Annotated in this window: 14 protein-coding genes; 5 read left to right on the forward strand and 9 right to left on the reverse strand. The window is 68.4% G+C overall.

The genetic code is table 11. The annotated features are described in order from the left end of the window. Positions 1–7: 7 nt before the first annotated feature. Positions 8–796, forward strand: a complete 789-nt coding sequence (locus AOZ06_RS08905; protein ID WP_083472589.1) for an FHA domain-containing protein — start codon at positions 8–10, stop codon at positions 794–796. On the opposite strand, the gene AOZ06_RS08910 is transcribed toward AOZ06_RS08905, so the two are convergent. Then, positions 785–1,258 (reverse strand): GNAT family N-acetyltransferase, encoded by a 474-nt coding sequence (locus tag AOZ06_RS08910; protein WP_054289004.1) that lies wholly within the window; start codon positions 1,256–1,258, stop codon positions 785–787. The genes AOZ06_RS08905 and AOZ06_RS08910 overlap by 12 nt on opposite strands. A gap of 96 nt (positions 1,259–1,354) precedes the next feature. Between AOZ06_RS08910 and AOZ06_RS59735 the strand changes: the two genes are divergently transcribed. Beyond that, on the forward strand, positions 1,355–2,161 hold the full coding sequence (locus AOZ06_RS59735) for a DUF6010 family protein (RefSeq protein ID WP_054296508.1): 807 nt from the start codon (positions 1,355–1,357) through the stop codon (positions 2,159–2,161). Between the two features lie 16 nt (positions 2,162–2,177). Here the strand turns inward: AOZ06_RS59735 and AOZ06_RS08920 are convergent, their stop codons facing one another. The 8 genes from AOZ06_RS08920 to AOZ06_RS08955 all read right to left on the reverse strand — a co-directional run bounded on the left by AOZ06_RS08920 (position 2,178) and on the right by AOZ06_RS08955 (position 10,210). Then, positions 2,178–2,642 carry a Clp protease N-terminal domain-containing protein gene (locus AOZ06_RS08920; protein ID WP_054289005.1) on the reverse strand — a complete coding sequence of 155 codons (465 nt, stop codon included), beginning with the start codon at positions 2,640–2,642 and terminating at the stop codon, positions 2,178–2,180. Beyond that, on the reverse strand, positions 2,642–2,860 hold the full coding sequence (locus tag AOZ06_RS08925; protein WP_054289006.1) for a hypothetical protein: 219 nt from the start codon (positions 2,858–2,860) through the stop codon (positions 2,642–2,644). Before AOZ06_RS08925 ends, AOZ06_RS08920 begins: the two co-directional genes overlap by 1 nt. A gap of 876 nt (positions 2,861–3,736) precedes the next feature. After that, a complete protein-coding gene (gene rho, locus AOZ06_RS08930) occupies positions 3,737–4,792 on the reverse strand; it encodes a transcription termination factor Rho (RefSeq protein ID WP_054289007.1) in 1,056 nt (351 codons plus the stop codon). Between the two features lie 158 nt (positions 4,793–4,950). Next, positions 4,951–6,201, reverse strand: a complete 1,251-nt coding sequence (locus AOZ06_RS08935; RefSeq protein WP_083471588.1) for a YeeE/YedE family protein — start codon at positions 6,199–6,201, stop codon at positions 4,951–4,953. Between the two features lie 68 nt (positions 6,202–6,269). Then, positions 6,270–6,467, reverse strand: coding sequence for a hypothetical protein (locus AOZ06_RS08940; protein WP_157232930.1), 198 nt, complete (start codon positions 6,465–6,467; stop codon positions 6,270–6,272). An 11-nt stretch (positions 6,468–6,478) separates the two neighbouring features. Beyond that, positions 6,479–6,667, reverse strand: coding sequence for a hypothetical protein (locus AOZ06_RS08945; RefSeq protein ID WP_157232931.1), 189 nt, complete (start codon positions 6,665–6,667; stop codon positions 6,479–6,481). A 13-nt stretch (positions 6,668–6,680) separates the two neighbouring features. Then, positions 6,681–8,378, reverse strand: coding sequence for a hypothetical protein (locus AOZ06_RS08950; RefSeq protein WP_054289010.1), 1,698 nt, complete (start codon positions 8,376–8,378; stop codon positions 6,681–6,683). A 2-nt stretch (positions 8,379–8,380) separates the two neighbouring features. Next, positions 8,381–10,210, reverse strand: coding sequence for a hypothetical protein (locus AOZ06_RS08955; protein ID WP_054296510.1), 1,830 nt, complete (start codon positions 10,208–10,210; stop codon positions 8,381–8,383). Between the two features lie 450 nt (positions 10,211–10,660). On the opposite strand from AOZ06_RS08955, the gene AOZ06_RS08960 reads away from it, so the two are divergent. From AOZ06_RS08960 to AOZ06_RS08970, 3 genes are read left to right on the forward strand one after another with little or no spacing between them, the layout of a single operon-like run. After that, on the forward strand, positions 10,661–11,011 hold the full coding sequence (locus AOZ06_RS08960; protein WP_054289011.1) for a helix-turn-helix domain-containing protein: 351 nt from the start codon (positions 10,661–10,663) through the stop codon (positions 11,009–11,011). An 8-nt stretch (positions 11,012–11,019) separates the two neighbouring features. Next, positions 11,020–11,589, forward strand: coding sequence for a TetR/AcrR family transcriptional regulator (locus AOZ06_RS08965; RefSeq protein WP_063809994.1), 570 nt, complete (start codon positions 11,020–11,022; stop codon positions 11,587–11,589). A gap of 9 nt (positions 11,590–11,598) precedes the next feature. Next, positions 11,599–12,384 (forward strand): imine reductase family protein, encoded by a 786-nt coding sequence (locus AOZ06_RS08970; RefSeq protein WP_054289012.1) that lies wholly within the window; start codon positions 11,599–11,601, stop codon positions 12,382–12,384. Positions 12,385–12,389: the final 5 nt, after the last annotated feature.

The raw sequence follows: 12,389 nt of genomic DNA on the forward strand, positions 1-12,389 counted from the left end.
GTCGTTGATGAACCCCGATCTGCGGTACGCGGGCGGACTGCTGCTGCCACGAGGACACGACAGCCTGGTCAACGGTGTGGCGCGGGCGGTGTCCGGCTCGGTGCACGCCCTCGCGCTCGGCGGTGGCTACTCGGTCGGCCCGAGCGAGGGCCGGGTGGTCTACTTCGGACGCAACCGCCCCGAGGTGCACATCTGCATCGGCGAGGACGACCGCCAGGTCAGCAGGCGGCACGGCGAACTGCGGCACTGGCAGGGCCGCTGGTGGCTGCGCAACACCGGCCGCAGACCGATCCGCCTGCCCCGCGCCCAATGGCTGTTCGCCGAGGAGGAGGCGATCCCGCTCGCCGAGGGCTACACCCCGCTGCTCGTGCCGGGTTCCCGTGAACGCGAGCACCTGCTCGAGGTGTTCGTGAGCGGAACGGACGGCGCCAAACCCGCGTCCCGGCACACCGAGAAAACCGACATGCCCCGCCGGTACGCCCTCACCGGCGAGGAACGCCTGGTGCTGGTGGCGCTCGGGCAGCGTTACCTGCGGCACGACCCCGGCGCCCAGCCGCTGACCTGGCAGCAGGCCGCGGACCTGCTGGCGGAGCTCGACAAGGCGACCGGCTGGACGGCGAAGAAGGTCGAGCACCGGGTCAAGACGGTGCGTGAGGCGCTGTCGCGTGACGGCGTTCCCGGTCTGACTCGTGAGGAAGTCGGCGAACCGGTCGGCAACGCGTTGAACGACAACCTGTTGCGGGAGTTGCTGCGGTCGACGACGTTGGTGCCGAAGGACTTGGCGCTACTGGACTAGTGGCTTGACGTACCGGTGGGCGGGGAAGACGATCCCGGCCGCGTGGTGGTCGAACAGGCCGTCGTCGGTCCAGCCGTTGCGCTCGTAGAACCTGCGGGCGCGTGCGTTGCCGGGGACGACCACGAGGAACGCCTGGCTGTGGCCGTTGCGGGCGACCTGGTTCTCCGCTTCGGCGAGGAGCGCCGCCGCGATCCCGGTGCCCCGGTGCCCGGCTGAGACGTAGACCTGCTCGACCTCGTCGCCGACGACCATGACGAAACCGGCCACGGTGCCGTCCGCGGTCGCCACCGTCGTGTCCTCGACGCGCTGACCCGCTCGTTCCCGGAACGACTCCTCGGAACGAGCCTCGGCCAGGTCGTCCGGCACGTTGCCGAGGTGGCCGTCCCGCCAGCCGTGGTACCAGATCTCCGCGACCTGTGGTGCGTCGTGCGAGGTGGCGGGCCGTACGTCTATGTTCCCCATGGTCGCAGTATGCACGCTTGAGCTGTGCGATCCGCATGGTCGAGAGGTGACTGCGCGGGGGTGGGAGTTGCGCGCCGGTCGCAGCACGCTCAGTTCATGACTCACACCCTGGCTCTCAACGGGCGGTTCGCCCGGCACTACGCGGAAATGGTCGTCGCGATGGTCGCGGGGATGCTCCTGTTCGGTCCGCTGTGGAGCATTTCGCTCGGCTGGTGGAGCACTCTGGCGCGCCCGGACGTCAGCGCCCTGGTGATGGCCACGAACATGACTGTCGGTATGTCGATATGGATGCGTGTCCGCGGGCACGGCTGGGCGCCCATCGCCGAGATGGGCGCCGCCATGTACGTGCCTTTCCTGGTTCTGTTCGTGCCTTACTGGCTGGACGTGATCTCGGCTGATGCCCTGATGATCGGCGGGCACGTCCTGATGCTGCCCGCGATGTTCGCCGTCATGCTCCTGCGGCGCTCCGAGTACACCGTGCACCACCACGGACCGGCGCCTTCGTCAGGCAGGGCGATGACCGCGTTGAAACACCGGTGGCCGACGTGGCTCGCGTTGCTGATGACGATCGAAAGCTGGTTCACGCCGCTGTACCCGCCTGCGATCGCCCTGATGGTCCTGCCGACCGCGTACCTGGCGATCGGCGCGTACCGCAAGCGTTTGCGTGAACCGGGTGTGCTGGGCGTCCAACTCGCCGGATTCGGTGTGTACCTGGTGCTTGTCGGAGTCGCGCTGGCCGTGCCGGATGACGTGGCCAAGTACCTGATCGGCGCGGGCTGGCTACTGCACGGTGCGTGGGACTACGTCCACCACCGTTACGACAAGGTCGTGCCGCGCGCGTTCTCCGAGTGGTGTGGTGTGCTGGATGTCGTCGTCGGACTCACGATCATCCTGCTGGTGTGACCTGTGGACAGGGCTTTCAGGCGACGGCCAGCCGGGCGCGTGCCACCAGCGCCTGCTGGTCCACACCGGCCAGTCGCAGTGCGCGTGGCACGGTTCCGTGCTCCGCCTGGAGGATCCCAAGCAGGATGTGCGCCGGGCGCAGGTCCTGCTTGCGGTTGACGGTGAAACTCCGTTCCAGCGCGGCCTTGAACGACGCGCCCACGTCCTTCGGGGGATGCTGCCGGTGGCCGGTCAGGTCGAAGGTCTTCGACGACACGCCGACCGCGTTGAGGCTGTGCTCGAACTCGTTGTCCAGCGCGGCCTTGATGCTGTCGTGGTCCAGGCCGGACTCACTCAGCACGTGCTTCGTAGCCGGGTCCGGATCGACCGCGATGGCGAGCAGCAGGTGCTGCGCCTCGATCGTCGCCGACCGGTCCTGGTGGGCTTCTTGCCCCGCTTGCTCGATGAGTTTGTGCAGGTACTTGTCGAAGTTGCTCGCCATCAACGCCTCCTGAGCCGCACGCCCGCGGCGATCAGCCGCTGGGCGTGTTTCTTGTGCACCGCTTGACGCGTGATCCCCAGCGCCTCGGCGACCTGGGGCCAGCTCCAGCCGGACCGCATCGCCTGCTCGACGGCCGCGTCTTCCAGCTGGTCGGCCAGTCGCCGCAATGCCACCACGGCCGCGAGACCGTCGGCGGGCTGGTTCGGTAGCTCGGACATGCGAGCAACTCTAGTTGACAAAATCGGGCATAGTCAACCTGGGTTGCTTACGTCAGGTGTCGGGCAGCTCGGTGGTCAGCGGCTGCCACTCGTCACCCAGCTCGTGCATCCGCTTCAGCTCGGCCAGCCCGGCGAGCCAGCCCGCCTCATGCTGGGCCGCGCTGTTGCTGGTGGGTGCTTGGCTTGCGCTGCTACTGGCGGGTGCTTGGGGTGCGCTGTGCGCGGGTGCATGGTGAGTGTGTAAGCGTGCCCACCTATGGCCCGCTCGCCGTCGTGTGCCGGGTTTTTGACGGATGATGTCTGATTGCGTCAGCGCTGCTGGTTACGTTGGAGTGCGGCTTCCGGCCCCATGTGCGGCTACCAGCGCTGGTCATACGGTGTTGGTTGCGTTCCAGCCAGTTCTCCGAGATCTTGCGCATGCTTGCTGGCGATACCTGCTTACCGCTTCCCCCGCCTCAGGAAGCAGAGGCCGAGAGCAATAGCCAGAGGCCAGAAGCCCGCAAATCCCGCAAAGCAAAGGGGTTCAGCACCAAAAGTCCGAAAACCCAAGAGCGGTGCCGATTTTACATGGGTGGGGGTGGCCGTGAGCTTGTGGGCGTGGAGAGCCCCGCCACTTTGGACAGTGCGGTGCCATAGGTACTGCAAGGGACTCCGCCTTTACGCTCGATGAGGCCACCCCGGGGGTTCCCATGTCACATCGGCGCCGCCCCAACCCACCGGAGGGTCAAGAACAAAGGCATAGCCAAAAAGGAGCCGACAACGAAAAGCTGTCAACGTGGCACAGGGTCCAGCCGGCAAGCGTGCGCGATCCGCAGCCCGAACCGACCAGATACTGCCGTGAAACCCTTTGCTCGCAACGGTGTCAAGGAGGAACGCTCATCGCGGCAGCCGGTGTATGAACTCGTCGTTGGTCTGCGTCTGACGTAGTTTGTCGAGCAGGACAGTGATGTCGCGGTCGTGCAGGGCACGCCGCACGATCTTGGTCGCCACCTGCTCATGGGGCGTCAGCAGGAGGTCTTCGCGGCGAGTGCCGGTCTGGCCGGGGTCGATCGCCGGGAAGACCCGCTTGTTGGCCAGGCCGCGGTCGAGCCTGACCTCGGCGTTGCCCGTCGACTTGTACTCCTCGAACATCACGCTGTCGCCCACCGATCCGGTTTCCACGAGAGCGGTGGCGAAGATGGTGACCGAGCCGCCGTTCTCGATGTTGCGGGCCGCGCCGAGCAGACGCTTCGGGTGCACCAGCGCGCCGGAGTCGATGCCCCCGGTCAGGATCCGGCCGGAGTTGGTCGCGCTCAGGTTGTAGGCGCGGCCGAGCCTGGTCAGCGAATCCATCACGATCACGACGTCCTTGCCTGCCTCGGCGAGCCGTTTCGCGCGTTCGACGGCCAGTTCGGCGATGGCGACGTGGTCGCGCGGCGGCAGGTCGAAGGTGGCGGCGATCACCTCGCCGGGCACGGACCTGGCGAAGTCGGTCACCTCCTCCGGTCGTTCGCCGATCAGCAGCAGCATCTGGTGGCATTCCGGGTGGTTCTTCGCAATGCCGTGCGCGATTGCTTGCAGGACAGTGGTTTTGCCCGCTTTCGGCGGGGCCACGATCAGGGCTCGCTGGCCCTTGCCGACCGGCATCAGCAGGTCGAGCGCCCTCGTGGTCAGCTCGTGCTGCTCGGTTTCCAGCTTGAGCCGTTCGTCGGGGTAGACGGTGACCAGGTCGGCGAAGTCGGGACGGGGCCGCGGCGGCTGGCCGTTGACCGAGTCGACCTCGGTGAGCCTGCGCTCGTCCGCGCGGCCCGCGACCGTGTCACCACGGCGGATGCCGTGCTTGCGGACCAGTCCGATGGGGACCTGGACGTCGCCGGGACCGGGCAGGTAGCCCTCCGCCCGGACATGCGCTTTGCCGTCCACTATGTCGAGAATTCCGGTGATTTCGTGCATGGGTGTTCCTCAAGGTGTGGGTATGCCGGGAAAAGTCGTCCGGCGAAGGTGGTGAAGAAAGACTCTTTGCGGGAGGCCGACTGCCTGCATCCACAAAGGGAGACGCCCCGAGGGTACCCACAGATCTCCTCGGGGCGCAACTGCCTTGATCCGGCGGCCTAGCAGATGCTGTCCGACGGCTTGGGGTTGCCGAGGCCGAACAGCGGCCGCAGGCGCAGGCCGATCCACGTCCCGCCCAGCGCGAACAGCCCCCACAACCAGCCGTGCAGGCTGCCGACCGAGATGCCGCCGAGGTAGGCGCCGATGTTGCAGCCACCGGCCAGCCGGGCGCCGATACCCATCAGCACCCCACCGAGCACCGCTGCGAGCGCGGTCCGCCACGGGATCTGGCTGTGGATCTTCCACGCACCGGCCGCCGCGGCGGCGACCGCCGCGCCGATCATGATGCCGATGTTGGTCAGGCTGGTCTTGTCCGTCCAGATCGGCGCGGCCAGCGACTTCGCGTTGGCGGTCGACCGCCAGAACTCCCACGTCTCCGGGTGCGCCCCGAACAGCTGGAGGAGTTTGGCTCCCCACAACGCGAACGCGGACGTCACGCCCCAGATCCCGCCGGACACCAGGAAAACGGCCGCCGCGAGCACGCCGAGCACGATCGCGCCGACGAGCACCGGCCACGAGCCGCGGAACACGCGGGCTGGTCCGTGCGCGGTCGGCACCACGTCGACCGGTGGCGGGTTGCGCTTGGCCTGCACCAGTTTGGTGACCCACACGATCGCCACGAGCGCGCCGATCGTGATCAGCCACGACCCGAGCCAGCCGACGTGGTCGGCCAGCAGCACACCCGGCAGCGCGGGCCACCCGGTGAACAACGGGAAAGCCCACGTGTAGAACACCGAACCGGCGATGAAACCGCCGAGTGTCAACACGATCGCGGACTGCCCCGAGCCGACGGCGAACAGCGTGCCGGACGCGCACGCGCCGCCGAGTTGCATGCCGATCGCGAACAACACCGCGCCGACGAACAGCGCCAGTCCGAGCGGTCCGCCACTGGCCTGCGGAACCGAGCCGAACAAGCCGGAGCCGGTCGAGATGATCAACGCGATCAGCGTGGCCGCCGTGCCGAGCAACAACGTGTGCGCCCGCAGGCCCTGGCCGTTGCCGACCGCGATCAGCTGCCGCCACGCGGAAGTGAACCCGAACCGGGAATGGAACAGCGCCAGTCCCAGTCCGAGGCCCAGAATGAGCAGTACGGCCGGTTTCGCGCCGAACGAAGCCCAGACGTACCAGGTCAGTCCCGCTGCCAGCGCGCCGGCGACGGCCAGCGGGACCACCTTGACCGGCTCGGCGGGCCGCGGCACCGGCGCGGCGCACGACGTGGGGAACAGCTGTGTCTCTGCGGGGGTGGTCACCGGGACCTCCTGTCCTCATGGGGAGAGTCCCAGCCGCGGGGGCGGCTGGGACTCGGGGGCCGGGTGGCTCAGTTGGGGATGATCCCGTTCGGTGCCTTGACGACCGACTGGATCAGCCCGAACACCGGGATGCCGAGCGGCGCGAACGTCCACGTGTTGTTCAGGTCGCTGGTGTCCGGTTCGTCCACGATCACCGGGTCAGCCGTGGCCGGTACCGCGCTGAGCACGAACAGCGTTGCCGCGACCGCCGTGATGGTCTTCCTCATCTGACTTCCTTTCAGCCGCCGACCAGCTTGAGCAGGTCGAACACCGGGGCGATGGCCTGTGGCAGGCCGGTGGCAGGCGCCAGCACGCTGCCGAGATCCACTCCGGGCAGCACCCAGACTGGTGTCTCGGCGGCGGCGGCGCCACCAGTCACGAGGCCCAGTCCAAGGACTGAGATCGCGATGATCACTGCTTTGCGCAAGGGTTCCTCCGTGTCAATCGAGTTGGGCACTGACGGGCACGACGGTGGCCTTGGCGATCCACTGCCCTGCCAGTTCTTCGATCATCGGCATGCCGGGCGCGTGCACCTCGTCCGGTCCCATCGGCATCGCGGTCACCTGTGCCACCGCGTAGATCTGCGCCCCGGTGGCCGGGACAGATCCGCGCCACGCGTGGAAACCGGCGATCGTGGGGCTTTCACCGCCGAACTTGTTGCCGACAGTGACCGCGTAGGACACAGCCGACTCCTCGCGCGGGTCGAACCGCAGGGGCACCGAGAACGTGGTGACCGACGTGCCGATCGGTGTGTTGAGCAGCCATGGGGCCACGTAGATCCCATGTGGATGGACTGGTGCCTCCGCTTGTTGCGCGGTGACCTTGGGCAACGCGCTCGCAGCCACCGACCACCCGGCGACCGCGACCAGCGCGTTGTCCTGTCGAGGGTCCCCGCCGATGCGGATGCCCGCGTTCGTGGCAGCGTCCCGGACCACAGCGGCGGCGCGGACACTCCGCTCGGAATCATCCGAGACGAGCGTGATCCCCTTGACGCCACGGGAGTTCAGGAACGACACCAGCTTGCGCAACGCGTCCGCGTCCTCATCGGACAGCGCGGCGGCCGGGCAACGCGTCAGCACCTGGCGGACCCCGGCGACCAGGCCACCCAGCGCGGCGCTGGCACACTCGGGACCGTCCACCCCTGTCGCGAGGGACGGGCCCGGCTGGTCCCCGGTGTCCACATCGACCGATGCCGACGCCGAACCCTTGGCCACCACCACTTCGCCACGGCCCGCGGGCAGGTCCACCTCGGCCCACGAGCCTTCCGCACCGGCGACCGGGGAGGCGTTGACCGGTGCCCGGCCCGGCACGCTGACCTGCACGGCACCCGCGCTGGCCGGGACGTGCACCAGGTTGCGCCCCGGCCGGTGCGGGCTGATCAGCACCGGCACCCGTTGGCCGGCGACACTGGCCTCGACCAGGACCGGGACTCCGGGAACCGGCAACTCGGGCGGAGCCGGTACGGCCGCGGCGGCGCTCCACGCCACCAACGCCGCCGCGACCGCGCCCGCTGTGTACTTCGCAGTGTCCGTGCGGGACATCAACATCCCGATCACCGGGACGAGGATGGCGGCCAGCAGGACCAAACCGAGCGCGGTCGAGTAGATCCGGCGGTCGAACACCAGCCCGGACGTCCCCAACCTGATCAACCCGGCCACCACCAGGACACCGCCGAACACCCACAGCGGACGGCTCCGGTCGAGCAAGGCGTACCCGAGCCACGCGACCGCCGCGACCACGTACGCCGTGTCCAGAACCAACTGCAGTGAGGAGCCCTCGCCGGCGGTCCACACGGTCGTCTCCGCGACGACCAGCACGATCAACGCGCCCGCCACCCACCGTGCGTACCGGGGTTTGCCCAGCAGCACCGCGACCGCGCTGACCAGCACAGCGTGGCCGAGCCCGCCGAACACGTTCACGTTGACGGCCACAATGGACACCAACGACAGCGCGGCGGAGGCGGCGGCGAGCAGTACCGTGCCCGAGCGCAGCCGCCGGGACAGCTCGCCGGTCTGGGCGAACCCGATCCCGGCGACGAACGCCGTGGTCAGCACCAGGGCCAGACGCAGCCACAACGGCCACGCGGACGACGCCTCCGGCGGGATGCCGCCGAGCGGATCACCGTGCGAGTGCTCCATGGTCACTTCACATCCGCGTCCGCGATGACGAACAGCTCCGAGTGCGGCTTGGCGTTGCCGAAGGCGCCGTGCGGCCACTGCTTGCGGTTGAAGTTGATGCCCGGCTGGCCGGTGAACTCGTCCTTGAACGCGGCGTCCAGGGTGAGCTTGCCGTCCTTGCCCAGCTTGAGCATGTTGACCTTGTGGTCACCGTCGAGCCCGGTCCGTGCGACGAAGTAGTTCGACACCGCCAGGCGCTCGGGAGACGTGGTCTCGTGGTAGAAACCGTCCTCGCCGAGCTTGAAGTTGTCGTACGCGCCCCAGTGCGGGCCTGCGGCGGGTTGCCCCGGGTTGATCGGCGCGGCACCGGCGACGGTCGGGCAGTCGGCTTCCGCACCGCCCTTCCGTGCCTCGTCCAGTGTGTCGATCTTGCACTGGAAGCCGGTGCCCGCCGCCAGCAGCTTCTGGATGTCCAGCACGTACACGCCACCGGTGGTGCCGGGGTCGTCCGGGCCGAGCGCTCCCTTGCCGCGGCCGGAGATCGCGCGGTACAGGTACTTGTCGTCCGGGCTGGTCTGGATCCAGCCGCCGTTGGACCCGCCGCCGTTGGAGTCGTTGGCCGGGTGGATCGCCTTGTTCGCGGCGCCGTCGTCGAACACCTCGACCCACTTCGGGTTCGGTGCCGTGATGTCCGGCGTGTAGTGCACCGCACCGCCCTGCATGGTCTGGGCGAACGCGCCCTTGTGGCCGGGCAGGTTGGTCACAGTCGTCTCCATGACCGCACGGCTTTCCTGGTGCAGCGGGTCGGCGGGATCGGCGCGAGGGCCGTCCTGGAGGTACGACACCGCGCGCAGCTTCGGCTTGTCCCGCTCGGTGATGTCCCACGTGCGCACGGTCGGGCGCCGCAGGTACGGCGACGGGGCCTTGACCGGGTCGAGGATGATGTTGCGCGGTTCGGCGTAGTCGCTGGTGACCAACGTGTTGAGGTCTTCACGCGCCTGGATGCCGTGCGGGTTGGCGCACGTCGGCTTGCCGAGCCTCGGCAGGTTCGCGCACAGCTTCTCGTTGTCGCCCTGCGGGGTCGCGGCCGACGTCTGCGACAGCACCTTGCCCGTCCGGTCGAACCGGATCAGCGCGCCGGGGCTGCCGGCGAAGCCGTTGCCCACCACGGTCTGGCCGTTGGCGTAGACGTGCGGACCCGGAACGACCGGCCCGCCCATGTACGTGCCGTAGGCCGTGCCGTCCTTCAACGTCCAGTACGCGTCGGGCACCGAACCGCCGAGCGTGTTCGTCGGCAGGCTGATTCCCTTGAGCTTCAACTCGGGCAGCGCGGAGACGTCGAACGTGTACGTCGCCGCGGCGAACAGCGCACCCGCGTAGATGGTGTCGCCCTTGTGCCACACGTACTGCATGTGGTGCGGCTCGTTCTCCACCAGCGGACCGACCGTGGCCGTGTTGACGACCTTTCCGTACGCGGGGGAGCCTTCGGTCGCGTCGATGACGGCGAGGAAGTCCGGGCCCGGCAAGGCGTTGGTCACCTTGTTCAGGCCGCCCGCGAGGGAGCCCGGCAGGTTCTTGAGGTCCTTGACCAGTGTGTCGGCGATGTTCTCGTCACCGGCCCACACCAGCAGCCACTTCTTGCGCTGCCCTTCCGCGGCCCTGACCTGGCTGGTGACCAGGTGGTTCTTCACCCAGTACTGCTTGCCGTCAGAGCCTTTCCGCGCGTCGACGAACGTGCGGACATCGGCGTACGCGACGCTGCTCGCACCGCTGTAGGTCAGCGCGCCGACAGCGAGCAGGCTCGCCGCCGCGCCGATCACGGTTTTTCGCCATCGCGGCGAATTCGACCACATGAACAACTCCTTGTTCATTGGATGGGTTCATTCCACGGGAAAACGGCGCGCGGGAACGCACGCGTGTCGTGGGTATTCGTGAGGTGGGGAGCGGGAAGCCGCTTACAGTGAACTGGCCTGCATGGCCAGGTCCACGTGAAGCCGCCGGACGAGGGCGACACCAGCACTCATGCGCGGAATGGTCCCGACGGCGTACGGGCGCTGTCAAACGGCAGACCAAAGGATGAGACGCCACTCGGTAGAGCAAAGGTTCAACCAAATGGATCAGTCCACTGGTGCCGCTGATGTGTGGTCGAGGTGAAATACCTGGTAGGCAAGGTTCGCCGGGGTGCGGCCGTCGAGGGGGCGTCGAACATCGCCGAACGAAACCGGACAAGGGCGGATATCCGGCTTGCGATCATTCCGCCGAGACGTTTCGGGCGCGCCATTTGTGAAAGGGGAGAAGCCGCCGTGCCGACCCAGCAAGCCAACGAGTTCGCTGCCAGCTTACGAGCGCTGCACATCAGGTGCGGCAAACCCAGCTATCACCGGGTGTGCGAACTCGCCGCCCAGTCCGGCGGCCACCCGCTGTCGCCGTCGACGATCAGCGAGATACTGAACGGCAAACGCCTGCCCAAGATCGATTTCGTGCAGTCGTTCGTCCGGGCGCTGGCGCAGTACCGCGACGGTGCGGTCCTCGCGGCCAAGCACAACGCGGAGATCAGACGGTGGCACCAGCAGTGGCAGCAGGCGCAGCTCAAGGGCGCGGGCGCGCAGCCGGTCGAAGACCGTTGCCGCTGCTGCGGAAGGGCATATGGCTAAATGGACACATGAGCAGGTTGAGTCGTGCTGACCGGCGTCGGCAGCTGCTGGACTCGGCGTCGGAGATCATCCGCGCCGGCGGTACCAACGCGCTGACGCTGGTCACCCTCGCGGACAGGGCGGGGGTGTCGCGGCCGGTCGTGTACGACCACTTCGGCACCCGCGAAGGGCTGCTGGTCGAGCTCTACCGCGACTACGACCAGACGATCGTCTCGACGATGCGCGAGGCGTTGCGGGAACGTGCCCGCTCGCTCGGCGCGGTCGCGTCCGTGCTGAGCACCGCGTACGTCGACGCGGTGGTGCACGCGGGCGAGGAGTGCGAGGAGGTCGTCGCCGCGCTGTCCGGCAGCCCGGAGACGCGGCAGGTGCTGCGGGAGTCGCGGGAGTTCTACGTCACGGAGTTCCGGCAGGCGCTCGAACCGTACGCGCGGCTGGATCTGCCCGCGTTGACCGGGATGTTCAGCGCGGTCGACGGCTTGGCACGAGCGGCCGCGGACCACCGGATCTCGCGCGACGACGCGATCGCCACCGCCAGCCTCGTCGTGAGACGACTTGCCACGACCCGCAAACCTACATAATGTAGGTTCATGCGAACGGTGGTGGTCGGAACGAATCCCCGTGCCGGGGCGATCGCGGCGGCGCTGGGCGTGCCCGCGGCGGAAACCGCGCCGGCACAGGCTGATCTGGTCGTGGTGTGCGTCGAGGAGTACGCCCGGATCCCGCCTCTGCCCGACGGCGCGGACATCGTGAACCTGACGTCCGGCACGAGCGGGCAGGCGGCCGGGGCGGCGAACCTGTTCACCGGCAGGTATCTGGACGGAGCGCTGATGGCGCACCCCGAACACGTCGGCCGCCCGGAGACGGTACTGGTCTACAGTGGATCGCCGGAAGTGTTCGCCAGGAACGAGAGTCAGCTCGCCCGGCTCGGGTCGGCGACGTACCTCGGGCCGGACGCGGGCACGGCCTCGCTCTACGACGCGGCGATGCTGAACTTCGCGTGGGCCACGCTGGCCGGCTACCTGCAGACGGCGGCGCTGCTCACCTCGGCGGGAGTCGCCGCGCGAGCGTTCACGCCGATGCTCAACGAGTGGTTGCGCACCACGGTCGCGGACGTCATAGACGACTACGCGGGCCAGATCGACGCCGGGAGTTACCCGGGAGAGGAGGAATGGCTCGAACTCGACGAGCCGCTGATGCGCGACCTGATCACCGTGACAGAGCAGCGCGGCATGGACGCCGCGCTGCCGAAGGTGGTCCAGGCGCTCACCGCGCGGGGGATCGCCGCCGGTCGTGGCGCGGAGAGCTTCGCCAGTCTGGTCGAGGTGATCCGTGGTGGCGGGCCCGGCCCGATCGACCGGCCCGCCACCGCGTGATCAGG

The organism is Kibdelosporangium phytohabitans (genome assembly GCF_001302585.1).
Classification (GTDB): Bacteria; Actinomycetota; Actinomycetes; order Mycobacteriales; family Pseudonocardiaceae; genus Kibdelosporangium; species Kibdelosporangium phytohabitans.

Excerpts from the sequence above, each read along its gene's own strand:
- AOZ06_RS08905 (WP_083472589.1), top strand. The coding sequence starts at position 8 with ATGAACCCCGATCTGCGGTACGCGGGCGGACTGCTGCTGCCACGAGGA.
- AOZ06_RS08910 (WP_054289004.1), bottom strand. The coding sequence starts at position 1,258 with ATGGGGAACATAGACGTACGGCCCGCCACCTCGCACGACGCACCACAG.
- AOZ06_RS59735 (WP_054296508.1), top strand. The coding sequence starts at position 1,355 with ATGACTCACACCCTGGCTCTCAACGGGCGGTTCGCCCGGCACTACGCG.
- AOZ06_RS08920 (WP_054289005.1), bottom strand. The coding sequence starts at position 2,642 with ATGGCGAGCAACTTCGACAAGTACCTGCACAAACTCATCGAGCAAGCG.
- AOZ06_RS08925 (WP_054289006.1), bottom strand. The coding sequence starts at position 2,860 with ATGTCCGAGCTACCGAACCAGCCCGCCGACGGTCTCGCGGCCGTGGTG.
- rho (WP_054289007.1), bottom strand. The coding sequence starts at position 4,792 with ATGCACGAAATCACCGGAATTCTCGACATAGTGGACGGCAAAGCGCAT.
- AOZ06_RS08940 (WP_157232930.1), bottom strand. The coding sequence starts at position 6,467 with ATGAGGAAGACCATCACGGCGGTCGCGGCAACGCTGTTCGTGCTCAGC.
- AOZ06_RS08950 (WP_054289010.1), bottom strand. The coding sequence starts at position 8,378 with ATGGAGCACTCGCACGGTGATCCGCTCGGCGGCATCCCGCCGGAGGCG.
- AOZ06_RS08955 (WP_054296510.1), bottom strand. The coding sequence starts at position 10,210 with ATGTGGTCGAATTCGCCGCGATGGCGAAAAACCGTGATCGGCGCGGCG.
- AOZ06_RS08965 (WP_063809994.1), top strand. The coding sequence starts at position 11,020 with ATGAGCAGGTTGAGTCGTGCTGACCGGCGTCGGCAGCTGCTGGACTCG.
- AOZ06_RS08970 (WP_054289012.1), top strand. The coding sequence starts at position 11,599 with ATGCGAACGGTGGTGGTCGGAACGAATCCCCGTGCCGGGGCGATCGCG.